Here is a 21518-nt window from a genome sequence, read left to right as displayed (position 1 = left end):
GCGGGCACTAGCGCCGGCGCAAAACTGTTGAGGGGAATGCGTGACGCCCCACTATAGGCCCCTCGTGAAAGTTTTGCGACAAAGCCAACCCGCAGCGCGTTTGTGCACCGCAGCCCCCTCAGGACCTATCGACAACGTCCCGCGGAGAGGGTGAAATCACCTGTCGCCGCGAACATTGGAAGCTGATGTGAAAGAGACGCCGGAACGCGATCGTGGCCTTCTCGGTCTGGTCGAGCGGATCATGAGACGACCGGGCGATCCCGAACAGATCAAACCCAAGCCCGACGCGGACGCCGATACCAGAGACGGATTCGATCCGATCGTTGCAGAAGACAGCCCGGCGGCGTCGCTGGAGCCGCAACTTGCGGTCGAAAGCACCCGCACGCTGAACCCACTGGAAATCGCCGATGTAATCCTGCGCGCGCTAAAGGGTATCGATGGTTGCCCGACAGCCGGCTTCGAGGTGATTGTCTATGGCACGAGACCATGGAACGCCATGTTACGCATCACGCCGGCGGCCGGAGCGGTACCTGACGCGCGTGCCTGGCGCCAGCGTGTCCAGGACATGGTTCAGCTCTTGAGACATCAATACGAACTGCGCGAATAGACCGAAGGCCTAACCGTCCATTCGCACCAACACGACCTCAAACGGGACGCCGGGCCGTTGCTTGACCACTCCTTTGCAGGATGCCGTCGTGGTCTTGGAGGTCCCGACCAGATCGATCTCGACTTCATCGATGCCGAAAATCGCTGGCTGCCCGTCCGCGTGCCGGCGGGTCGCAATCGTCGCGGTGAAAGCATCGCCATTCTGAACGTAGGAGCCGCTATAGGCGATCACCGTATCGCTGCCCGACAATTGGCCATCGGCGAGCGTGATGATGCCCATGCCTTCCTTCTCGGGAATACGAAACCATGCCGAGTAACGGCCATCCGGGAGCATGACAAACCTGAACTGCAAGTTGCGATGCGGCCGAATACCACCAAGCCATCAGAAAGACGTTAACAAGATCGGTCGCATTGCAGCGATCGATCTTGCCCTCGCTGATGTTATGCGGCGCTACTTGCCGCCACCGATATTGCCGCCCTTGATATGGCCGAGCGAATTACTGCCATAGGCCGAATTGCCGTGATTGCCGCTCATCGCAGCACTGCCGCGGAAGATCGCCGGCCCGCGCATCTGTCCGTAGGATCCGTAATATCCGTGGTGCGCCCTGTGGATTTTCTTCGCCGACGCCGCCGTCGCCGTGAAGCTCGCGATCATCAATGCGGCTGCAGCCGTCGCCAGAATCTTTTTCATGTTCAACCCTCCGTGATGCCCTGCAGGAAAACGCGTGTCGCTGCGTCTCGTTCCGGCACAGATCGTCGCAAAACGTGGCCCTTACGATCTCCGGACCTCCCGTTCCTAGGCCTGGTAACACTTTGCTGACCATACAAAACGGGTGGCCCCGGCCCCGATCGGTGGTAAGTGGGCGCTGCTTATTGCGCATCGATTAAATTGCACCGCCTTCGGATATCATGTTGCTCGATCAGTCCTCCATTTTCGCAGCAATTGGCCTGTCGAGCGCGGCGCTCGCGCTCACATTGCTCGCAACCTGGATCGTCGCGCGATCCGAGACCTATCTGCTGACATGGTCGATCGGTCTTGCGACCATAGTCGTTGCTGTCATCATCTATGCAGGCTTCGATCAGTATGACCCGAGCCTGCAGCTCGCTGCATTCGTATTGCTGCTCGCCGGCTTCGGCTTGATCTATGCGGGCACCACGCAATTCTGCTCGAACCAGGCCCATTGGACTCGCGCCGCCCTCGTCACCGCCGCGGGAATCGTTCCGACGGTGATCAGCTTTGCGCTTGGCTATACCGGCACCGGCACAATAGCTGCGAATTTTGGCGCCGCCCTTCTCGTTGCGCTCTCGGCTGCGCAGTATTGGTACGCGCGCGCCGAAGCCCCATTGCTGATGGTGGCAAATGCACTGCTCTATCTCGTCACGGCCGCCTCTTTTGTGGCTTGCGGTGCCGAACTCCTGCGTACCGGGCAATTCGTGCTGACCGATCGACCTATGAATTGGGCAGAACAGTTCAATTCACTGATAGTGATCGTCGGCCTGACCGGGATCGGTGCGCTGTCACTGACGATCAACCAGATCCGGACGTCGAACCGGCATAAATCCGATGCCATGACCGATCCTCTGACAGGCCTGCTTAATCGGCGCGCACTGTTCAGCGAAACTGCTACCGAGACAGCGTCCAACACCGCCATTCTGGTGATGGATCTCGATCACTTCAAAACGATCAACGATCAATTCGGTCACGCCGCCGGCGACCGCGTGCTGCGGGCCTTTGCCGAGGTCATCTTCTCGAACATTCGCGCCGAAGATGTTGCCGCGCGACTGGGCGGTGAGGAATTCTGCATCGTCCTGTCCGGCTCGAGCCCAAAAGCGGCAGCCGCTGTCGCCGAGCGTATTCGATCGACGCTGGAAGCAAAGACCTTCCCGACCTCCGCTGGTGTCATCCATGCCACGGTCAGCGTGGGGATCGCGATCCGGTCATCTGAACCGGAAACGCTGCAGGCTCTGCTCAGCCGGGCAGATGCAGCACTTTATCAGGCCAAGGCGGCAGGCCGGAATCGCGTGCAAATTTCGGACTTCCATCTGGCCGCATGAGCGATGCGACGCTCGGTTCCATGAAAAATTAAGCACTGGCTGGCAGGTTGTAGCTTTTCGGCAGAACGCCCAGATGCCCAGTCAGAAAACCATTGCCATAGAGACGCTCAATCTGCTGCGCGCCTCAGAACCACGTCCCAACGACAGCCATCTCAAGGCAGCGTCGATCGTCGCTTTTCCGCTCGGCCCCATCGAGGTCGAGCAAGTCACGCCCCGGTTCTTCGCCTCCTTCGCCATAGAGAGCCTGCTGCGCTCGATCTGCTATCGTGAAGAACAATGGCTGATCGAAGCCCGGCACAGCCATGCCATGCGGATGACACTGAACTGGGTCGAGGCTGAAAGCTGACGACAGAATTATCCCTCCGCCGGATCATCCACTCATTGGATGCCCGGCGCAGCGGTCCTTCGACCGCCCCTGTGATTATTATTTCGATAGATTGAGCGAAAACCGCAGATTGATTGGCTGCAGCATTTCGGGCGGCGGCGCTTCACCGATATTTCCGCGGGTCAGCACGGTACGCAGATCGGTGGTGGCGCGATCGTCCTTGAAGCTCGCGAACGACACGCGCTCGACCGTACCGTCGGGATTAAGCCAGGCCTTGACGACCAGCGACGACGGCGGTCCGTCCTGCGTACCGTTGGCCTCTTTCAACCAGGCACGGAAACGATTGGCGATCTCCTCGTCGGCGGAAATCCATTCCTCAAAGCGATACTTCACCAGCTTCGCAAATTGGCCCCAGGCCGGCGGCGCCGCTTCGGGGCTACGATAGTCCAGCCCTTGCGCACGCGCCGGCGGCACCGGTGCGGAGATCAGACCAATCGACGCCAGCAGCGCAGAGAGCCTGGCAAAACGCCATCGCGACGGAGATGAGGACGGCCGGCGAAATCGCACCATGACAATAGCTCCTCTAATTCAGACAGATGACACGTGCTGAAATGCTGGCCGCGCGATGCGCACGAGATCCCGAACCCGCGATTTGCGGCCGGTCATCCTCCTGAAACCGGATGTTGCTGGCCGCGAGGAACGACTTGGCCCCGGCCGAGCCGACCGCGAGCACCCGATTGACGGATGTCTTCCGGCTGACGACACCTTCGATCAGGCCTCGTGAATCCATGACCGGCGCGCCACTGCTGCCGAATGTCACGGTCGAGTTCAGCGCGATATGTCCTGCTTCACCGCTACCGGATGTCATGCCCACCGACGCATTGGCAAGCACGCCCCCGCGTGCGAGCATCATCGACAGGTTCGCATAATCAGCCGCAAACATCATATCGTTGGGGGACGTCGTCACGTTGCGGGGAAAGACGGCTGCGAGACCGCGGGTCTTTGCTGTGCGCAACAGAGCCAGATCATAAGGCGTCGACAGGGCGACAACGCGAGCCGACATCGCGCGACCTTCCTTCTGGATCACAATGCGACTGCAATCCTGAACCACATGCCGCGCCGTCAGCATATGCCCGGAATCATCGACAAAGAATCCGGTCCCTGCCCGCTCACCGCGCTCAACCGGCGGCGACTCCGTTCGCGACAAGGGCTTGGGCGGCGCGATCTGCGGCGCTTCGCTTCGCGTCGGAAGCAGCATTTGCGCACGCGCCGGCATGGCAGCCGCGCAGGAAAGCACAATGGCGACCAGTGCAGCGCGGGCGATTGAAATCCTCGATGGCACGTGTCGAACCTAGCGCCGGCTAACCGGTGACGAATAGACCGGCGGCGGCGGCCGATACGGAATCACGGATCGTCCGTAATTCTGGCCGTATTGCTGCTGCACCCCCGGCAAATTCACGACGCCGATTTTGGTATCGCCCGACCTCGCATCGATCGGCGGCAAATTCAGGGTTGGATTAACCTTGTCGACGTCGCGCTTCAGCGTCTGATTGAGACACCCGAAGCTTCGCGCACCACCGATTTCGACCTCGACGCAGCGCTCGCGCACGGTCGGCGGAGGCGACTGGCCGCCAATGATGACTTCAGGCTTTGGCTGCTCCGGCGGCTGTTGCGCCAGCGCTGGCGGCGCAAGCACGAGTAGCGCGGAGATCGCAAAGATTCTCGTTGTCATCGCTCGCTCACCTCGTCATCGGCTTCGGGCCATTTGTCTGCATCACAACCTGCGTCAGCCGGTTGTTCAACGCCGCAAAATCGACCCGGCCGGAATTGCGTGACATCAGGCATCGGCTGCCGCGGCATCCGGCAACGAGACCGGAGCCAACGGGCGACCCGAAGGTGGCGACCGGCACCGTGCCGGTCACGGGATAGCCAACCGCCATCAACCGGGCCCGCGCGCGCAAACAGTAGGTCACCGACAAATGGGAGAAGCGCGTCTCGCCATGCCCGGCGCGATACTTCATCAACGCAGTGCAGAGATCACCGCCGGCCTTGTTCCAGGCCTGTGCGAGATACATGACACCATAGCGGATATTGACCTCGGGCGCCGCGAACTCCGCCATGGAACCGCTGAAGCCCAGCATGCGCGCAGTGGGCGGCATCACCTGCATCAAGCCGATCTCGCCATCGGCGCCGATGCGGCTCGGATCGTAGCCACTCTCCACGCCCATCACGGCTTCCGCCACATCGGCCGGGAGATTTGTGTTGCGCACCTCCCGCTCGATCAACGAGCGATAGAGCGCCCTGGAATTGGAAGCACCGGACAGTTTTGGCGGAGCCGCCAAGGCTGCCGTTTTATTGCCAACGGCAGCCTTTGGGGGATTCGGTACTGTCGGCGGCGACTCGGCGACTTCCCCGGCGGGCCGACCGGACTCGGCCTCAGCCAGAACCGGTGTCGATATCAGGACAGCGCAGGACAACAGACCAGCCCAAGTCACCGCCAGGACGCCTCTTGCGAAGGCGCCGCTGGCCGGCAGGCCATACAAGCTGATCGATCGTCCTGACACGCCGGATTTCCAGACTCGTCAGGCGACACGAGCTTCGGCAGCAGCCTTCCGCTCCACCGGCGCCTGCACCTCAGGTGCCACGACAGTCTTTACCGTATCAAGCTTCTGCAGTTCTTCGCGCAGATAAGGCACCAGTGCCTGAACGAGATGATCCCAGATCTCGACCTGCGCACGAAGATGGTTCGGCATGACGCCGCCGATGAAGGAGACATCCATCGTCATGGCGAGATAACCAGGCACGACCTGCAACCGGCCAAAGCGACGCAGCGCGTTCCAACGATTGACGACATCGAGCGGCAATTCGCCCTCGATATTGAGCCACGCGCTAAAGGTGAAATCGACATAGCCACCATCTTCACTGGCCAGACGGTTGCCCGGGCGAATGTCGAATGCAAAGCCGGCGGTCGACGAGCGCAGCAGCGGCATATCGCCGTTCGGCACGATTTCGACGCGATAGCCAACGGTCTGCAGCAGGTCACGCAGCGATTCGAGAGTGAAGCTGTTCAATACGGTATCGGACATGGGACGCATTCCTTAGTTACGGGATTTGCCGTCGAGCAGCTTGGCAAGAGCAAGTTCGTTGATGATCGGCGGCTGCTGCTTGAGCAGTTCGGCGAGATAGGCACGGCGCAATGCAGCGGCACGTTCGGTGCGTATCTGCCGGATCAGCTGATCGCGTACTTCGGGCAGCGTGCGCGTATAGGCGGCTTTGGTGTCGACCAGACGGATGATATGGTAGCCGTCATCCAGCGTGATGGGTTCGGACACGGCGCCCTTTGCCAGGCCGACGACCTGACTGCGGATTTCCGGCCGGATCTGGTCTTCCGGCAGCAATCCCAGATCGCCGCCGCGCTCGGCGCTGTCGCCAGCCCCGCTGTCGCTACGGGCGATCGCCGCGAAGTCGGCCCCGGGCGCCTTCAGCTTCTTCTGCACGTCGTCGAGCTTCTTCCTGGCGGCGTCGACGGTTGCCTTATCCGCATCCTTCGCCATCGGAATGAAGATCTGCGCGAGCTGATACTGCCGCGGCACGAGGAGTGCAGCGCGGTTGGCATCATAGACCTTCTGCAAATCCTCTTCGCTGGGGAAATTCGCCGGCGGGTTGGAAACCGACTGCAAATACAGTTCCACCATTGCGCTCTCGCGAACCTTCTCCAGCTGTGCTGCGACGGCTGGCTGCTGGTCCCACTTCTTCGCGGCCAATTCCTGCATCACAAGACGGTTGGAAAGCAGCATGCGCACGGCCTGGCTCAGCAAGGCCGGATCCTGCGCCAGCGCGGCCTGCTCACGCGGCCCGAGCGCCGCGATGTAGGAGCGCATATCATCGGCGCTGATGTCGCTATTGCCGATGCGGGCGACCACTTCACCCGATGACTTCGCCGACGCCACAGTGCTCGGCGCGGCAGCGCTTGACGGAGCAGGTGCCACGGGAGCAGCGGCGGCAGGTGCCGCTGCGGCCGGCTTCGGCCGCGCCGGCGCCGGTATCTGGGCCTGTGCGTTGCGGGGCTGGACCGGCTGCGCCGGCGTCTGAGCAATGGCAGACGTCAGCATCAGGCCCGTGAATGTCGCGACACCGGCCGCTTTCAGGAAGGTCGCCGGGGAACGGGAACGCGTCATGGGGTCACCTTTTGCTCAAGTAGCTTGTCGTCGTAATCCTGCAGCAGATTCTGGATCTGCACGCGTCGCGCACCGATCAGCGGCTCGTTGATGACCACCATGTCGCCAAACGATATGCCTTCATAGCGGTGCAGCAACTCGCGCCCGACCTTCGTCAGCTGCGCATTCTTTGCCACACAGCTCTTGGTGCTCGCCTTGTAGGCTGCGGCTTCGCCTTCGAACTTGGCACGTTCCGCGTCCTTGGCGCGGGCGACGGTTGCCGCCTCTTCGTAGGCACTCTTCCATTTCTCCAGCGTCTGGTTGCGATCCTCCAGACGCTGGTTGAATTCATCGACCGCTTCGCGGTGGGTCTTCTCGACCTCCTTGACCTGCGCCTTGGCCGCCGCGATCTGCGACATCATCGCCGCCTTCTCGCGCTCGGCATCGGCCGCCTTGGCCTGCAAGGCAGTCCGCTGGTCCTCAAGAGCGCGGGTCTGAGCCGTCGCGCTGCGCAGAGCCTCACGCAGCTTGTCCGACTCGGCATCGGCGCGGGCCTCATGGCTGGCCAGCATGGCCAGCACCGCCACTAAACTCAGAATACGATTTCGCATGATCAGAACCTTGCATTCAGATCGAACTGGACCACGTCGACGCTATACGGCGAGCCGGCGATGTTGTTGGCGCTCATCCAGCGGAGCGACGCCCAGACATTGTCCGAAATACCGAGATTGCCGCCAATGAAGTAGCCCTTGAGGTTGGTACCGCCGAGGCCGAAATCGGAGTCGACGAAGGCGTCCACGGCCGCGTCGGATTCAAGATACTTGTATCCGGCGTGAACATTCCAATCCCACAGTCGTTTGACTTCCTTATGACCAACCGTCACACGGCCCATCCAGCCCTGGTTTCCGCCGTCAAATACACCCGGAGGGCCACCGGCGACGGTGGGGCCGATATTGTTCTGGGCCACCGCGGCAATCGCACTACGGTTGAAGGCTGTGTTGTTGACATACTCGCCATCAAGAACGACGTGTACGGGATGGAACTCACCGAGATCCAATTGACCACTGACAACAACCGGACGGAACTGGCTGGCCAGCCCGAAATACTGGTACTGGGAAGTCGGAGCGCCACCAGTCGACGGATTCACGAAAATATTGCGCAACGTTCTGTAGGTGTTGCCCTTCTGAGCGAAAGATGGCCGGGTCATATCCGTATCGCAAACGTCGCTGCTGCTCACGACGACGCAAGTTGAAGACTCCCGACCTTGCGTGTTGGTGAAATCATAATAGGCAGCGCTCAACCGCAAGGCCGAGTACGGCGCAAACTTTGCGCCCACGCCAAGCTGGGCACCAAACAGCCATTTGTCGTTGCTCGGGACCTTCTCGTACAGTCCGCTATTCACATTTGTGAGATTGATACCGGCGTTCAAATCGCTGTTGTAGGTCGGGAATGCACCGGCAACGATGAACGGCGTGATGCCTTCGGCAACCTCGTGCTTCGCCTGTACCGCAAATCCGTCGAAGCCAAGATCCTTGTGCCAGACCAGATCCGTCGGCGACCAGAACGGATTGTCAAAGCGACCGATCGAGAACGTCAGCTCATTCCAAGGCTCATAGCGTGCATAGGCACGATCGATCCAGAGCGCGTATTTCGAAAAATTTCCACCCGTTGTGCCAAGCGATTGGTTGGTCGATACAGGCGAGTTGCTGTCACCGCTCGCCAGGCGAATACCGGCGGTGAACTGATCGTTGATATCGATATCGGCACCAAGCCGCATACGCAGACGCGCGCGATCCCGGTTCTGCGACGCGTTATAAGTCGGTGCATTGTAAGGGTTAGCGTCCGAAATATCGTAAGGCGAACCGGTATTGATCGCGTTGAAATTGTAGGCGCCCCCCTGATCGTTGCCGGTCGGGTAGAACTGGCCCTCGTAACGTGCCCGCAGATCGCCGTAGAAACGGATGCGCTGGGCCCATTCCGGATACTTGCCGGGCGATGCCCAGTTTTCAGTCTGCGCCTTCGCCATCACATCGCGCTTGATCTCTTCGCGCAACTGACGCTTCACGACCTCCGGGACATAGGTCACGTGCTTGGTGCCGGGGGGAGATGCCGCCGCTGCGGCGGCACCAGCAGTCTTGGCCGCTTCCTCGGCGCGCATCGTGGCGCCCTTGGCGGCTTCGCGAGCGACATAGGCTTCATCGTCGGCCTGCTTGATCAGTGCCTCGGCCTGCTCTTCCTTCAGCACGCCCTGTTTGACCAGCATATTGACGAGATTGATCGTCGCGTTCGGCGACGTCGCCTTCGCGCGCGACACCGTTGGACGCTTGGCATCAGCGCGGCTGCCGGCATCCTGCGCCAGCGCAGGAACGCTACAGACAAGCGCGCACATCGATACGGCGAGCGGCGTCAGGCGCCATGCGGTATCGGATTTCTGGTGAAACATCGGTCTCAAGTCCCCTACTGATCAATATTCGTCGTGTCTCATTGGCCTGCGAAGCGCGGGCCTAGCTCGGCCGTCGCATGGTGACGCGCGTCACCATCGGCATCGGCATATCGTTGGGTGGGGGCTCGCGCAGCGTCAGCCGCCCGAGCACTTCGTTGCGGATTGTGGCGTCGAGTTCGGCGCTGCCGGTTGACGATGCCAGTTCGACGCGATTGACGCGGCCGGTCCCATCGGCCCAGATTCGCACCTGCAACTGCGTCGCGGCATTCTTGGTCTTCTCATTCGCGCGCAGCGCAGCCTCGATCTGCGTCTGCACCATTGACGCGTACCAGCCCCACCGACTGCCACCGCCACCACGACCGCCATACGGACTGCCGCCAACCTTGCTACCCAAATTGAAGAGATCGCCCGGACCCGTCGCCTTGGCGTCGAGCGCCAGCGGACCCGGAGGCTCCTCGTTCTTGGCGTCCTTGACCGGCTCGTCCGTCGGCTTCTCGACCGGCTTGTCTTCGAGCATCTCCTGCTCGACCATCTTCGGCTGATCGATCACCTTCGGCTGCTCGATCATCGGAGGCGGCGGTGGCGGCGGGGGTGGTGGCACGATGTTGACGACGGTCATTTCGCGCACCTGACGCGGCGGCGGCGTGTCGCTGCCGCCGGACAACATGAACCAGGCGCCTCCGAACAGCGTGGCGATGACCACGAGTGCGCCGCCGTAACGCAGCAGCGACTTGCGCGCGCTGCCACGCTCCGATGGCTTGCCGTTTTCGGAATCCATCATCATGACGCGACCTCGAGAGGCGCTCTGTCGGAGAGCCGCTCAATCACATATTGCAGCACGAAGGTGACGAGGGAATCGAAGTCCGTGGTCTGAATGATCAGCCGCGTGCCGCTCGGCGCTTCAATCACCAGGTCGTATTCCGACGTATGCGCGTCGAACTCGATATAGGCATCGTCATCGAGTGACAGACGCAAATACGGAGTGTGCGACAACAACAATGTCAGGCTGTCCGACGGCGAATCCAGCTCCGCGATCCGGCGTCGCAGCAATTCGGCGAGCTTCACCAGTAGCGCCTCTCCGCGGATCGGGAACGGCAAGACGACGCCAGGCTCACGCGGCGCCTTCTCGATCGCCGTCGCACAATCGATGGCCGGGCCCCTCGCGGGTGCGCCTGCGCCCTCACCCGTCCGACGCAGCCATGACCACAAGGTCTTGAACGCCTTCTTGGTATCGTCCTGAATTTGCCCGGGGGTATGCATCGGCCCTTACTTCACAAGGGGTTTAGTTGCGAGACCGACTTGCGTCACACCGATCCGACCCAGCAGATCGAGCACATCCATCACGCTCTGGTACTGCGTCTGCGCGTCACCGCGCAGAACCACCGGAAACTCCGGAGTCAGCGCCTTCTGCTGCACCAATCGTTGCTCAAGTTCCGGCAGCGTGACGGGTATGGTGTCGAGGAAGATCTTGCCATCATTGGCGACGGTGATCGCCTTGGTGGTCTGCGTCGCCAGACTTGGCGCCGCAGACGCTTTCGGCAGATTGACCTTCTGTCCCTGCACGGTCGCGGTGGTCATCACGATGAAGATGATGAGCAGCACGTAAGCCAGGTCCAACATCGGCGTGATGTTGATATCGTCATAGGGCTTGGATTTGCTCTGAACCTGCATTGTTCCTACTCCGCGGCCTGGCGATGTTCAGCCGGCAGATCGGACGAGTAGAACTCAGCCATCTTGGTCACGAATTCGTCGATGAAGACCTGCATGTCGCTGGTCAATTCGCCGATACGCGTCACCAGATAGTTGTAGGCGAACAGCGCCGGGATAGCGACGACCAGACCCGCCACGGTCGCAACCAGGGCCGCCGCAATGCCTGGTGCGATCGCGTTGACGTTGACGTCGCCGCTCTCGGCGATGGCCGCGAAGGTGATCATGACGCCGACCACCGTGCCAAGCAGGCCGAGGAACGGTCCGCCAGAGATCGCAATGGTCAGGACGACCATCAGCCGATTGAGCCGCTGGGTTTCCTTGACATAGGCGCTATCGAGCGCTGCACGGATTGCCGCGATGGCGGCGCCGCTCAAGCGGATCACATCGCCATTGCCGAAGCGATGGCTGATCTGTTCGGCACCCACATGATAGATGCGGTAAAGGGACGAGGCGCGAACCATCTGGGCTTCGTCATCGCTCAGCTTGCTGCCGAGGATGGCGGTGTCGTCATCGGCCTCACCGCGATCGAGCGCCGTCAGATTCGCCGCCAGCTTGCGGAAGCTCTTCATGAAGCGATCGTTGGCCTTGGCCTGCTTCTTCAGGTAGCTGACGCGATCGATAGTCACCATCCAGCTCGCGATAGCCATGATGATCAGGAGGCCGATGACCACCCAGCCGTCGATCGTGACCGACTTCAGGATGATCGCGAAGTAGCCCGAGAGCCAGCTCGCGGTCTCCTCGTCGGCGCTGAACGAGATCAGCTTCGTGGGCTGGCCACCCTGCGTAACGGCGGCATATTTGATGAAGCCGGCCGGGCGAGCGAGCTTCGAGATCTGCAATTCGTCGATGTCGCCGATGAAGCCCGACATCGCAGCAGCGGCAACGGGCGCCGACGCAGCGTCGGTGGCAGCAGGTGCCGTACCGTCTGCGGCTGGCGCAGTGGCGTCCGCGGCCGGAGCGACGGGAGCTGCGACGGCGACAGGAGCCGTATCGCCGCCGAGACGGGCAACACCGCTCAGCGCAGGCAGCGCCGCGTTCAAGGTCGCATACGACGCGCCATCAAGATACACCGTGACCACACCGCCATTGGCGGTGACGGCCACATGATGCCAGGAATTGGCTGCGACTGGCGCACCAGCGCCACTGCGCTGGGTGCCAGCCGCATTGCTCACCTCGACGAACGGGGCACCGTTGTCGAGACCGATGATGACTGCATTCGCGGCGTCGCGGCGGCTGTACAGCGCAGCGTTCGGCTGCAGCGCGGCCGGCCTGATCCAGGCGGACCAGGTGAACGGCGCACTGTCGGCCATCGCAAGCGACGACGACGCGGGCAGCGTGACCGGCACGCGACCATCAAGGCGCAAGCCAGTCCCGATCAGCGAACCGTCCGCGGGCTGCCCGACGCTCTGCGCATTGCCGGCCCAGACAGTCGAGTCGATCGCCGGCGTACCGCGTTCATTGAAATGATAGACCAGGGCCGTATCCGGGTCATAAGTGCCCTTGGCATCGTTGGTGGCGGCGGCTTTCTTGTTGCCGTAATACAGCCAGAACTCGGACTTCGCGCCAGGCGCCACGTTTGGAAGCGCAACCCACACCAGAGCTTCACCGAGCAGCGAATCCCACTTCTCGATGTGATGCTTCAGCGGGGTCTTGTCGTCCGAGGCCACGAAGCGCAGATCGCTGCCGTCATCCTTCGCGAGACTGAAGCGGAAATTTCCGACGTGCAAACGAACCAGGGTCGGCGCGGTGCCGATTGGATCGGTGATATTCGCTCCCGTCGCGCTGGAATCGATATTGATCTTCTTGCGCAACTGCCACTCGTCATTCCACCAGGCTTGCGCCGACGATGGGAACAGTGTCACCGCTGCAGCAAAACTCAGCAGAAGTCCTGCGACCGTATTCTTTGCGCGTCGTCGCAATGTCGAATGGCGTTCGCCGTTCATGTGCCCGCACCCCATAACCATCAGAATTCACCCCAAAGTCGGAAATTGACGCGGCCTGCACCGGCCTGCGAGTAAGTTTGGCTGATCATCGGCACCGAATAGGCGACCATGCCGTTGACGCCATCGAACACCTTGAAGCGCGTTCCCGCGCCGTAGCTCCAGACATCGAATTTGGACTGCTGTTCGGGCAGCGGACGCTGGATGCTCACGTGACCTGCGTCAGCGAAGCCGAAGAAACGCCATTCGTTGAATGTGACGAAGCGCGGCGCTCCCTGCCCGGTTTCGTCCTTCATCTCCTTCTGGAGCATCGGACCGAGATCCGGCGTGCGCAGTTCGAGATTGCCGACGATGCCGTCGTCTCCGAGGACCTCGGATTCGAGATAGCCGCGCACGGTATCGAGGCCACCGATGCTGAACTGCTCACTGGACACGAGCGGTCCGTCCGCAACCTGCCCCTGCACCTTGCCGTAGAGCTGGAAGCCCTCTGGCAATTCCTGGGTATGGGCGACGTCGACATTCAGATGAGCAAAGCTCGCGGACGCATAGGCGCGCTTGTTATCGAACGCGATCCAGTCACTGCTGGGCGTTCGCATATTGTACGTCACGGCAGCGTTGAGCTGCGTCGTCGACTTTTCGAGCTGGAACGTCGCGCCGTAGCTGGCAACGAACGGATAGTAGGTGACCGGTGACGAGAATCCGGTCGCAGCGCTCTGTACGGTCTGGTCGAAGTGCTTGTAGTCCAGACCAGCCGAGATGGTATGGAACAGGTTCTCCCGGGCCGGCAGCGTGATCACGGCGCGACCGCCGAAAATCTGACCGGGGCCGACGACGTTCATGCCGCCGATGCTTGCGACATTGCTGCTCGACTTCACGGCATAGAACAGCACCGTCAGCCAATCGACATCCGGCACACGCGCCAGATATGACCCCGAGAAAACCTGAGCGTCATTGGGATTTTCCGGAGCGACCTGATAGCTGAAGCTGAACGAATGGCCGAGCTGCCACAGATTGTCGGAACGCACCGTACCCAGCAGGCGCGTCGCCGTCGTGTTGGGAGACCGCCGATTATTGACTTCGAGGCTCGCATGCAGAGGCGCCTTGTCCTCGACATTCAGATCCACGTCGACCGTACCTGGCGCAATGCCGGCTCGCAGCGCGGGCGTGACACGACGATCAGGCCACTGATTCAGGCTCACGATATCGCGCGTGACGTCATTGAAGTTCGGGACCGAGCCCTCCTTCAGCGAAGGCGCCTTCCCCGTGATCTTGTTGAGATCGAAATAGCGCGAATTTTTCACACGCAACTGACCGACCTTCAACTCCGAGACCTTCAGGATGACCCTGCCTGTCAAGGCATTCTGCTGCGGAACCGATACGCTCACGGTCTGAAAGCCCTTGTCGTGATAGGCTTTCTCGAGGGCGGCACGTGCCTTCTCGACGTCATCGGCCGATTTGTTCGGCCCGAGAAATGGATAGATGGCTTCTTCGACCTCAATTTGCGGCAGCGTATCGGCACCCTGCACAGCAAAATCGTCAATGTCGAAACGCTGAAGCGGCGCGCTCGGCTTCGCTTCGGCCGCAGGCTTCGCGGCGGCCGACTGGCCAGCATCGGAAGACTTGTCTTCCACCTGCTTCTGCGTGCCCTGCTGGGCCGTCTTGGCCTGCGCAGAACTTGTTGCGCCACAGAAGCTACCAATTGCCAGCATAAGCGCTGCTGGAGCTACACAACGAAGCCAATTCAATCGGATACAAGCCGTGCCGACATCATCGCGATAACCAAGAAGCATGTTTCAAGCCCATAAGAGGGCACACCGATCGCAGGCCGTTTGCCTCCGATCAGGTCCCTATGTCTTGAAGACGTTTGGAAGCGATCCAACCCGCAAAAGAAAATTAAAGAATTGGTGCAAACCGAATCACCCGCAGTGCGCTCCGCAACATGATTGCGGAGCACAGCACCGGAATGCTGGCACTGCCGTCGCGGCACAGTGCTATATTTGAGGTCTGTCGCGGATGCCTGATCAGCTCAGGAGAACGATGCCACCAGGCAAGGAGCGCACATCGGCACCGAATAGTTGCCGGACCTGGGCAACGAAATCGTCAAGCTTGTCAGTATGGAAGGTACCGTTGACCAATCGCCGGCCAAGATCGCTATTGGTCACGACGATCTTTCCGGGACGATAGCGGTTGACCTCGCTGACCACGCCGGCGAGCGGCTGATCGCGGAAAATCAGCAACTTTTCCCGCCACGCAGTTGCACGCACTGCATCAGGGACGGACGATGGCGCACCGACCGCTTCTGTAGACGAGTAGGATGCTTGCTGGCCGCGCAAAAGCTGAACACTGCGGCCATGTTGCGAGATGGTCATGGCCCCGTCCATGCAGATCGCCTGAACCGCACCGTCGATACAACGAACATTAAATTCGGCGCTGGTCGATGAAATCTGCCCATTGCCGGCGACGAGGATCAAGGGATCCGATGCTTGCCGCTTCGCGGTGACCGCGGCCTCGCCGGTGATCAACTCGACACGCGCGGTGTTTCCCTCTGACCGCACCGACAGACTCGTCTGGGTGTTCAGCTTGGCGGACACATTCTCGGCCAGCAAGACATCGCGCTGCTCGCCTTTGGCGGTGCGATAGTCAGCCGACAATTCCACCAGCGACGGCCACATCCCCAACGGCGGATCGACCAGCATATAGCCGGCCACTGAGGCTGCGATAGCGCCGCCGATAAAGCCGCGCCGACTGGCCATCCGACGCGCACCCGTGGAGACCAGCGTAACGAATGGCCGCTCATTTCGGCGCTCCAGTTGCGCACCTAGCGCACCAAGATCACGGAACACCCTTACGGCCTGAACGAAAGCTTGCTCGTGCAGATCGCTCTGATGGCGCCATCGCTGCAGTGCCTCGGCATCGTCCGTCGTAGCCTGGCCTGACCTCAACAGGAGGACCCAATCCATGGCGCGATCATGCAAGGCAGTATCAAGCAATCCGGGATCGTTGATCGGCTCGGTCACGCCACCAACACCCGGCTCGCAGGCACGACAAAACAACCGGGACCGGTTGTGCCAATAAAATCCTGGGCATGTCGCGACAGATAATTCATGTACGGGACAGATCTACTGATCCTGATGAATGCAATCCAATGCACACCTTCTAGATATCTAGACGGTTGAGGCAAGGCTATCCCGCAATTCATCCTGAAGAAAATGCAATAATAATGTGGGCGTCTTTAGCTCAAAGCTGACGGAACACGCTTGAAATGACTAGCTGCCGAATCGTTTCACGATTTTGGCCGCGGTCCCCCGGCACGCCGGATCAGGGTGCGCCCCAGACGTCCAGCGCAATGCTTCAAAGCGTTCTTGAGATCGATCTCGACTGTACGCACGCTCACGCCGAGAAGAGCGGCGATCTCGTGATCGGGCATCTTCTTGACCACCGCGGCCATGAAAACCTGCCGCGATCGTGACGGAAGCTCCGCCAGCGCCCGATCCAGCGCCTCGATCTCCTGACGACCCTCCACAATGGTCGATGCATCCGGGGCATCATCCGGAATATCGAGCAGTGCCTCGACGGCATCCAGACTCAAATGCCGGCGTTCAACCCGCCGGCGATCCGTCGCCACATTGAGCGCAATGCGAAACAGGAAGTCTTTGGGGCTCTGCACCACGGTGGTGTCGGACACGCGCTCGACGCGCAGAAACGTCTCCTGCAGTGCCTCGCCGGCAAGCTCGGCCGATCCCAAACGCCGTGTCAAACGCTTGAAAAGACCGCCGTAATCGGCGGCGAGAACGCTGCGCAACGTTGTGTGGTTAGACCCGGTCAACACTTACAGCCCTTGTACGCACAGCGGCGAACTCAACAACCCCTGAGGATGCTAGTTACCGGTAGCCCGTGACAGATTGATTACAGAAATTGCAGCGACGAAGACGAACTAACCCAGGACTGTAGTTCGACCATGCCTCAGAAATCGACCGGGAATAGAACCGTGAGCAGCTCCGGCATGTCCGCCGGGATTCGCGGCAAAGGCTGGGCCCTGCGGATCAGTTCAACGGCTTCCTGATCAAGAATGGCCTGCCCTGAACTTGCTTTGACGCCGACCTGAACCACGCTGCCGTCACGCCGCATCGAAAATGCGACGAGCACTCGTTCCCGCTGCCCATCGCGATTGGCCGCTTTGGGATAGCGCTGGTAACGCTCGATATGCGCGTTCAGCATTTTCTGGAAGCGAAATGTTGCTCCGGCTGGAACAGGCTGCGCCTGGCCGGAACTTGCCGGCTTCTGTTGCGGCGAAGACGCTGGCCGCGGCGGAAGCACAGGCTCCATCGGCGGAGTCTCTTCTTTATATGTCGGCTGGGATGGCGCGGCGATACTTGGCACAGCTTGGAAATCCGCGATTGGCGGGCTGGTCTGAACTGATGCCTGCTTGAACTCCGCAGCTGGCGCCGGCGTCTGAATGAGCTCGACATGGATTGTCGCGTCACCGCTGTGAAGTGCCGAGCCGCTGGGCTGCTGATGCAGCCAATAGACACCAGCGGCAAGCAGGATGGGCACCAGCACAATGGTGCCGGCGAACCAGCGCCATTGCCCCGAGAATCCGGCAACCGCCTCGCCCTGGGAATCTGCCTCGGCGGCCGCCTTGATCTGATCCATCCCCTTCCAGATAATCGGTAATCCCATCACATCGACCGAACATTGATGATAATCGTCACAGGCTGCGGTGTGTTGGCCGGAGGCGCCTGACTGATCTGAAGTCCATCGAGCAGCCGCGAAATGGCATTGTCTCTCTCTTGGTCGCCTGACGAACGGAACACCTCGGTCTTCTGCACAGTGCGCGGTCCATCGATCCACAATTTGATGCCGGCGCTATAGCTGCCGCTTCGCGTTTTGGCGTCCTTGCGGAGCGCTTGCTGGATATCGGCCCTGATGATCCCGTTATAGGCCTCCAATTGCGAACCGTCATTGCGATCCGTAGGACGGCGGACCCGCAGGGGTTCAAGAATGAGATCCGCCTTGTCGAACACAGCTGCGGGTGGGTTGTCGGGATTGCTCAAGGCCGGCGCCAGCGTAACCGAATTGACGCGGGTATAATGAATGGTCAGGTCGGTCTCGGACAGCAGAATCCGCAAAGCCGCATCGCGCGTCATGTCGCCCTCGACGCCGGTCGAATAGCGGCCGTTTGCGACACCGCTCTCGTAGAGCAACTGGACCCCCGTGGCTGTACTATAGGCTTGCAGGGCCGACGCCAGCGGCTGGCTTGGAATGTTGAATCGCAACGGCGCGAGATACTGCGGGTCGTCGCTCGCCGCCATGGCTGAGACCATCGCGCCGAGCGCAGCAACGATGGCAGCGACAATCATCAATCGGCTTGGAAATCCGCGGCGATACGCCCTCAGCCATGATTCCCTGGCGCCCCAGCGCCGGTCCGGGCCAAGTTCGCTCCATCGCTGGCTGATAAACATTAGACAGACCTTGATTGGCTCTGATCGTCGCGACCTCGTCGGCATGTCTTATCCGGGAGCCATGTCGATCAGCAAGCCCGCCTGGAAATCAGACGACCGCTGCTATCGATTTCCCGATACGTGTTACCCGCAAGCCGCTTTATGAAATTTTTGTGACAATCATCTTTCGGGACGATGGCGATCATGACGGGCCGATAACTGACTGTTGCGTCATGTGCAGCAAGTAGCGCATCGGCCGCGAGCACCGGCGATCGATGCGTGGTTCACCCTTCAATCAGCGCCGCCGTCCGAGCTTTCTGTTCTTGCTGCAGCCATTGAAGAACAGGGTGCTGCGACCCGGTGCCCGCAGCGCCAGTCAAGGAGCCGCTTTAGCTTCCCTTCTTGCCGTCCGCCGCGAACTGCTTCAGGAACGCGGTGAGATCCTTGATCTCCTGCTCGTTCTTGATGCCGGCAAAGCTCATCTTGGTGCCGGGGATCTTGCCCTTCGGGTCCTTGATATAGTCGGTGAAAACCGCATCGTCCCAGGTCAGTCCGGAATTCTTGTTGGCGTCGGAATAGTTGTAGCCCGCCACGGTGCCGGATTTGCGCCCGAACAACCCGTTCAGGATCGGTCCCACGGTGTTCTTCGCGGTCTCGCCGACCTGATGGCAAGCGCGACACTTGTTGAAAGACTTCTCTCCGGCTGCAACGTCCTGCGCCATGACATCGGTTGTCATCAGTGCAATCGACAAAGCGAGCAGCGAAAAGCGGAACATCATCCTGATCAAACCTCAGATGTGGTGATTGTTATGGCGTGCGAGCCATCGTGACAAAGACAACGACGAATGCCCTCACCTGCTATTCGACCTTCGGCCCGGATTTTCCATCAGGCGTGACGTCGATGGACATGGCCCGCCCGGTGACCTTCGGCGCTGGCCGGCAATCCTTCATGCACGGGTTCTTGTTCCAGAACTGCTTCTCGGACGTCTCGCGATCGTCCTCGAAGAACGCCGCTGCATTGGGCATCTTGATCGACGTAAAATTCTTCTCGTTGAGTTCGAATGTCTCGCCCTTGACGATATCGTTCATGCTGAGAATGTAGGCCGTCAGCGCATAGACCTCGTCATTGGTCAGCGACTGCGCATTGCCATAGGGCATCGCCCGTTTGACGTAGTCGAACACGGTGGACAGATCGGGCCAGAACGAGCCGACAGTCTTGTCGGGCCGGTCCGCCTTCAATGTCCCGGCGCCGCCGGCAAGCACCGGCCATCGACCGACGCCCTGTCCAAATTCGCCGTGACAGGACGCGCACTTCTCCTGAAACAGATCGTCGCCCTGCTTCACGGTGCCCTTGCCGACCGGAAGACCGCGCCCGTCCGGCCGCACATCGGTGTCCCAGGCCGCGATTTCCTCGGCCGTGGCCGCGCGGCCGAGCCCGAGCTTGGCGGCGGGCTTGGCCGCATCACGGTTCGCCATTTGCTGCGCCGAGCCAGGCGTATTCATGTCGCCGAGCAGAAGCATCGCCAGCACGAGTGTCAGGGCATTAGCCGACTTCGACATTTTCAGTCTCCCCGCTTGAGCGCACCAGCCAGGTCTGAATGCCGTTATTGTGGTAGATCGAGTTGACGCCGCGCACCTTGCGCAGATCGTCCTTCGACGGCTGCACGTAGCCGGTGGAGTCGATGGCGCGGGACTGGATCATCAGCTCCTGCCCGTTCCAGTCGAAATCCACATAGAAGCGCACCACGGACTTGTCGAAGACCGGACCATCGATGCGCGCGGTCTGCCAGTTGCGCCCGCCATCGATCGAGACGTCGACGCGCTTCACCGTACCGCGCCCGGACCAGGCTAGCCCGCTCAGCACGTTGCGCCCCTTGTGCTTCAAGGGCGCCTGCGGCGACGGGTTGGTGACGACGGACTTCGCATCCATCACGAATGTATGTTTGCGGGAATTTCCGTCGGCCAGCAGATCCGTATATTTTGACGTCTCCTCGCGGGTCTGCCACGGCTGGTCACCGGCCTCGATGCGGCGCAGCCACTTGACCCACAGATTGCCTTCCCAGCCAGGAATGACCGTGCGCAGCGGATAGCCCTGCTCAGGACGCAGTGCCTCGCCGTTCATGGCGAAAGCGAGCATGACATCGTTCAGCGCCTTCTCGATCGGCAGCGAACGGTTCATGCCGGCGGAATCGGCGCCTTCCAGCATCAGCCACTTGGCATTCGGCTTCAGCCCGGCCTCATCCAGCAGCACCTTCAGCGGCACGCCGGTATACATCACGTTGTGGATCATGCCGTGCGTGAACTGACAGCCATTGAGCTGGCTGCCACGCCATTCCATGCCGGAATTCGCCGCGCATTCCAGGAAGTACACCTTGTTGACACGCGGCATCCGCTTGATGTCGTCCATGGTGAAGACAAGCGGCTTGTCCACCAGCCCGTTGATCATCAGGCGATGATCGGCGGGATTGATCTCGGCGACACCGCCGTGATGACGTTCGAAACACAGGCCGGACGGCGTGATGATGCCGTCGAGGTCGTGCAACGGGGTGAAGTTGACCGAGGACTCCGCCGACGCGGTGAGCCACGGCACATCGCGGCGGATCACGTTTTTCTCGAATTTCGAGGGCACGCCATAGGGATGTTTATCGACGCCGTCGCCGAGATAGCGTTGCCAGTCCTGCACCTCGGTGATAAGCGCTTCGGACTTAGTCGCCTCTCCTGCAAGTGCAGGAATCGCCGACAATGCCGCACCCGCGCCGGCCAGACCTGCCGCGCCGAGAAAACGACGGCGATTGAGCGTTTCCGCTGATGTTCGATCAGTCATGCGACAAGCTTTCCTGT

General features: G+C 60.8%; 25 protein-coding genes and 1 pseudogene. 3 read left to right on the top strand and 23 right to left on the bottom strand.

Annotation, left to right across the window (positions count from 1 at the left end):
- The first annotated feature begins 187 nt into the window (after positions 1–187).
- Positions 188–607: a hypothetical protein gene (locus AC1RLZ_RS01720; RefSeq protein ID WP_493187232.1), complete on the top strand. Its 420-nt coding sequence runs from the start codon at positions 188–190 to the stop codon at positions 605–607.
- Positions 608–616: 9 nt separating this feature from the next.
- On the opposite strand, the gene AC1RLZ_RS01715 is transcribed toward AC1RLZ_RS01720, so the two are convergent.
- Positions 617–958 carry a hypothetical protein gene (locus AC1RLZ_RS01715; protein ID WP_493187231.1) on the bottom strand — a complete coding sequence of 114 codons (342 nt, stop codon included), beginning with the start codon at positions 956–958 and terminating at the stop codon, positions 617–619.
- A 99-nt stretch (positions 959–1057) separates the two neighbouring features.
- Positions 1058–1297: a hypothetical protein gene (locus AC1RLZ_RS01710; RefSeq protein ID WP_493187230.1), complete on the bottom strand. Its 240-nt coding sequence runs from the start codon at positions 1295–1297 to the stop codon at positions 1058–1060.
- Between the two features lie 218 nt (positions 1298–1515).
- Here AC1RLZ_RS01710 and AC1RLZ_RS01705 point away from each other — a divergent pair, with 218 nt between their 5' ends.
- Complete coding sequence (locus AC1RLZ_RS01705; RefSeq protein ID WP_493187229.1) at positions 1516–2661, top strand: GGDEF domain-containing protein; 1146 nt, start codon at positions 1516–1518, stop codon at positions 2659–2661.
- A 73-nt stretch (positions 2662–2734) separates the two neighbouring features.
- Positions 2735–3007: a hypothetical protein gene (locus tag AC1RLZ_RS01700; protein WP_371424486.1), complete on the top strand. Its 273-nt coding sequence runs from the start codon at positions 2735–2737 to the stop codon at positions 3005–3007.
- Positions 3008–3085: 78 nt separating this feature from the next.
- On the opposite strand, the gene AC1RLZ_RS01695 is transcribed toward AC1RLZ_RS01700, so the two are convergent.
- The 21 genes and pseudogenes from AC1RLZ_RS01695 to soxC all read right to left on the bottom strand — a co-directional run bounded on the left by AC1RLZ_RS01695 (position 3086) and on the right by soxC (position 21501).
- Complete coding sequence (locus tag AC1RLZ_RS01695) at positions 3086–3556, bottom strand: hypothetical protein (protein ID WP_493187228.1); 471 nt, start codon at positions 3554–3556, stop codon at positions 3086–3088.
- A 13-nt stretch (positions 3557–3569) separates the two neighbouring features.
- On the bottom strand, positions 3570–4328 hold the full coding sequence (locus AC1RLZ_RS01690) for a S1 family peptidase (RefSeq protein ID WP_493187227.1): 759 nt from the start codon (positions 4326–4328) through the stop codon (positions 3570–3572).
- Positions 4329–4337: 9 nt separating this feature from the next.
- Positions 4338–4718 (bottom strand): hypothetical protein, encoded by a 381-nt coding sequence (locus AC1RLZ_RS01685; RefSeq protein ID WP_493187226.1) that lies wholly within the window; start codon positions 4716–4718, stop codon positions 4338–4340.
- Between the two features lie 7 nt (positions 4719–4725).
- Positions 4726–5550, bottom strand: coding sequence for a lytic transglycosylase domain-containing protein (locus AC1RLZ_RS01680; protein ID WP_493187225.1), 825 nt, complete (start codon positions 5548–5550; stop codon positions 4726–4728).
- Between the two features lie 18 nt (positions 5551–5568).
- Positions 5569–6072 (bottom strand): YbjN domain-containing protein, encoded by a 504-nt coding sequence (locus tag AC1RLZ_RS01675; RefSeq protein ID WP_493187224.1) that lies wholly within the window; start codon positions 6070–6072, stop codon positions 5569–5571.
- A gap of 12 nt (positions 6073–6084) precedes the next feature.
- Complete coding sequence (locus AC1RLZ_RS01670) at positions 6085–7164, bottom strand: peptidylprolyl isomerase (RefSeq protein ID WP_493187223.1); 1080 nt, start codon at positions 7162–7164, stop codon at positions 6085–6087.
- On the bottom strand, positions 7161–7754 hold the full coding sequence (locus AC1RLZ_RS01665) for a hypothetical protein (RefSeq protein ID WP_493187222.1): 594 nt from the start codon (positions 7752–7754) through the stop codon (positions 7161–7163). The genes AC1RLZ_RS01670 and AC1RLZ_RS01665 overlap by 4 nt, the downstream gene beginning before the upstream one ends.
- 2 nt (positions 7755–7756) lie before the next feature.
- Positions 7757–9586, bottom strand: a complete 1830-nt coding sequence (locus AC1RLZ_RS01660) for a putative porin (RefSeq protein WP_493187221.1) — start codon at positions 9584–9586, stop codon at positions 7757–7759.
- Between the two features lie 61 nt (positions 9587–9647).
- Positions 9648–10370: a TonB C-terminal domain-containing protein gene (locus AC1RLZ_RS01655; RefSeq protein WP_493187220.1), complete on the bottom strand. Its 723-nt coding sequence runs from the start codon at positions 10368–10370 to the stop codon at positions 9648–9650.
- Positions 10367–10846 carry a hypothetical protein gene (locus AC1RLZ_RS01650; RefSeq protein ID WP_493187219.1) on the bottom strand — a complete coding sequence of 160 codons (480 nt, stop codon included), beginning with the start codon at positions 10844–10846 and terminating at the stop codon, positions 10367–10369. Before AC1RLZ_RS01650 ends, AC1RLZ_RS01655 begins: the two co-directional genes overlap by 4 nt.
- Positions 10847–10852: 6 nt before the next feature.
- Positions 10853–11257 carry an ExbD/TolR family protein gene (locus AC1RLZ_RS01645; RefSeq protein ID WP_089264781.1) on the bottom strand — a complete coding sequence of 135 codons (405 nt, stop codon included), beginning with the start codon at positions 11255–11257 and terminating at the stop codon, positions 10853–10855.
- 5 nt (positions 11258–11262) lie between these two features.
- Positions 11263–13239, bottom strand: a complete 1977-nt coding sequence (locus tag AC1RLZ_RS01640) for a DUF2341 domain-containing protein (protein ID WP_493187218.1) — start codon at positions 13237–13239, stop codon at positions 11263–11265.
- 20 nt (positions 13240–13259) lie between these two features.
- Positions 13260–14945: a ShlB/FhaC/HecB family hemolysin secretion/activation protein gene (locus tag AC1RLZ_RS01635; protein ID WP_493187217.1), complete on the bottom strand. Its 1686-nt coding sequence runs from the start codon at positions 14943–14945 to the stop codon at positions 13260–13262.
- Between the two features lie 312 nt (positions 14946–15257).
- Complete coding sequence (locus AC1RLZ_RS01630; protein WP_493187521.1) at positions 15258–15932, bottom strand: FecR family protein; 675 nt, start codon at positions 15930–15932, stop codon at positions 15258–15260.
- A 159-nt stretch (positions 15933–16091) separates the two neighbouring features.
- A pseudogene (locus AC1RLZ_RS01625) lies at positions 16092–16196 on the bottom strand (FecR/PupR family sigma factor regulator); the annotation flags it as partial.
- 323 nt (positions 16197–16519) lie between these two features.
- Complete coding sequence (locus AC1RLZ_RS01620) at positions 16520–17038, bottom strand: RNA polymerase sigma factor (protein WP_493187216.1); 519 nt, start codon at positions 17036–17038, stop codon at positions 16520–16522.
- A 161-nt stretch (positions 17039–17199) separates the two neighbouring features.
- A complete protein-coding gene (locus AC1RLZ_RS01615; RefSeq protein WP_493187215.1) occupies positions 17200–17796 on the bottom strand; it encodes an energy transducer TonB in 597 nt (198 codons plus the stop codon).
- A 119-nt stretch (positions 17797–17915) separates the two neighbouring features.
- Positions 17916–18596: an STN domain-containing protein gene (locus AC1RLZ_RS01610; RefSeq protein ID WP_493187214.1), complete on the bottom strand. Its 681-nt coding sequence runs from the start codon at positions 18594–18596 to the stop codon at positions 17916–17918.
- A 470-nt stretch (positions 18597–19066) separates the two neighbouring features.
- Entirely contained in the window at positions 19067–19414 is a 348-nt protein-coding gene (locus AC1RLZ_RS01605; RefSeq protein WP_493187213.1) for a c-type cytochrome, read from the bottom strand.
- A 121-nt stretch (positions 19415–19535) separates the two neighbouring features.
- Positions 19536–20237 carry a c-type cytochrome gene (locus AC1RLZ_RS01600; protein ID WP_493187212.1) on the bottom strand — a complete coding sequence of 234 codons (702 nt, stop codon included), beginning with the start codon at positions 20235–20237 and terminating at the stop codon, positions 19536–19538.
- The gene (soxC, locus tag AC1RLZ_RS01595; RefSeq protein WP_493187211.1) at positions 20221–21501 is read right to left on the bottom strand and encodes a sulfite dehydrogenase; all 1281 of its coding nucleotides are present in this window, start codon (positions 21499–21501) and stop codon (positions 20221–20223) included. Before soxC ends, AC1RLZ_RS01600 begins: the two co-directional genes overlap by 17 nt.
- Positions 21502–21518: the final 17 nt, after the last annotated feature.

It is taken from the genome of Tardiphaga sp. GW822-FHT04G09 (genome assembly GCF_058800725.1).
Note: the sequence above shows the minus strand (reverse complement) of the source record. Positions and strands in the feature narration are given on the sequence as shown.

Excerpts from the sequence above, each read along its gene's own strand:
- AC1RLZ_RS01665 (WP_493187222.1), bottom strand. The coding sequence starts at position 7,754 with ATGCGAAATCGTATTCTGAGTTTAGTGGCGGTGCTGGCCATGCTGGCC.
- AC1RLZ_RS01655 (WP_493187220.1), bottom strand. The coding sequence starts at position 10,370 with ATGATGATGGATTCCGAAAACGGCAAGCCATCGGAGCGTGGCAGCGCG.
- AC1RLZ_RS01700 (WP_371424486.1), top strand. The coding sequence starts at position 2,735 with ATGCCCAGTCAGAAAACCATTGCCATAGAGACGCTCAATCTGCTGCGC.
- soxC (WP_493187211.1), bottom strand. The coding sequence starts at position 21,501 with ATGACTGATCGAACATCAGCGGAAACGCTCAATCGCCGTCGTTTTCTC.
- AC1RLZ_RS01650 (WP_493187219.1), bottom strand. The coding sequence starts at position 10,846 with ATGCATACCCCCGGGCAAATTCAGGACGATACCAAGAAGGCGTTCAAG.
- AC1RLZ_RS01640 (WP_493187218.1), bottom strand. The coding sequence starts at position 13,239 with ATGAACGGCGAACGCCATTCGACATTGCGACGACGCGCAAAGAATACG.
- AC1RLZ_RS01645 (WP_089264781.1), bottom strand. The coding sequence starts at position 11,257 with ATGCAGGTTCAGAGCAAATCCAAGCCCTATGACGATATCAACATCACG.
- AC1RLZ_RS01610 (WP_493187214.1), bottom strand. The coding sequence starts at position 18,596 with ATGATTGTCGCTGCCATCGTTGCTGCGCTCGGCGCGATGGTCTCAGCC.
- AC1RLZ_RS01705 (WP_493187229.1), top strand. The coding sequence starts at position 1,516 with ATGTTGCTCGATCAGTCCTCCATTTTCGCAGCAATTGGCCTGTCGAGC.
- AC1RLZ_RS01600 (WP_493187212.1), bottom strand. The coding sequence starts at position 20,237 with ATGTCGAAGTCGGCTAATGCCCTGACACTCGTGCTGGCGATGCTTCTG.
- AC1RLZ_RS01635 (WP_493187217.1), bottom strand. The coding sequence starts at position 14,945 with ATGCTGGCAATTGGTAGCTTCTGTGGCGCAACAAGTTCTGCGCAGGCC.
- AC1RLZ_RS01695 (WP_493187228.1), bottom strand. The coding sequence starts at position 3,556 with ATGGTGCGATTTCGCCGGCCGTCCTCATCTCCGTCGCGATGGCGTTTT.
- AC1RLZ_RS01660 (WP_493187221.1), bottom strand. The coding sequence starts at position 9,586 with ATGTTTCACCAGAAATCCGATACCGCATGGCGCCTGACGCCGCTCGCC.
- AC1RLZ_RS01710 (WP_493187230.1), bottom strand. The coding sequence starts at position 1,297 with ATGAAAAAGATTCTGGCGACGGCTGCAGCCGCATTGATGATCGCGAGC.
- AC1RLZ_RS01605 (WP_493187213.1), bottom strand. The coding sequence starts at position 19,414 with ATGACAACCGATGTCATGGCGCAGGACGTTGCAGCCGGAGAGAAGTCT.
- AC1RLZ_RS01685 (WP_493187226.1), bottom strand. The coding sequence starts at position 4,718 with ATGACAACGAGAATCTTTGCGATCTCCGCGCTACTCGTGCTTGCGCCG.
- AC1RLZ_RS01630 (WP_493187521.1), bottom strand. The coding sequence starts at position 15,932 with ATGCTGGTCGATCCGCCGTTGGGGATGTGGCCGTCGCTGGTGGAATTG.
- AC1RLZ_RS01675 (WP_493187224.1), bottom strand. The coding sequence starts at position 6,072 with ATGTCCGATACCGTATTGAACAGCTTCACTCTCGAATCGCTGCGTGAC.
- AC1RLZ_RS01670 (WP_493187223.1), bottom strand. The coding sequence starts at position 7,164 with ATGACGCGTTCCCGTTCCCCGGCGACCTTCCTGAAAGCGGCCGGTGTC.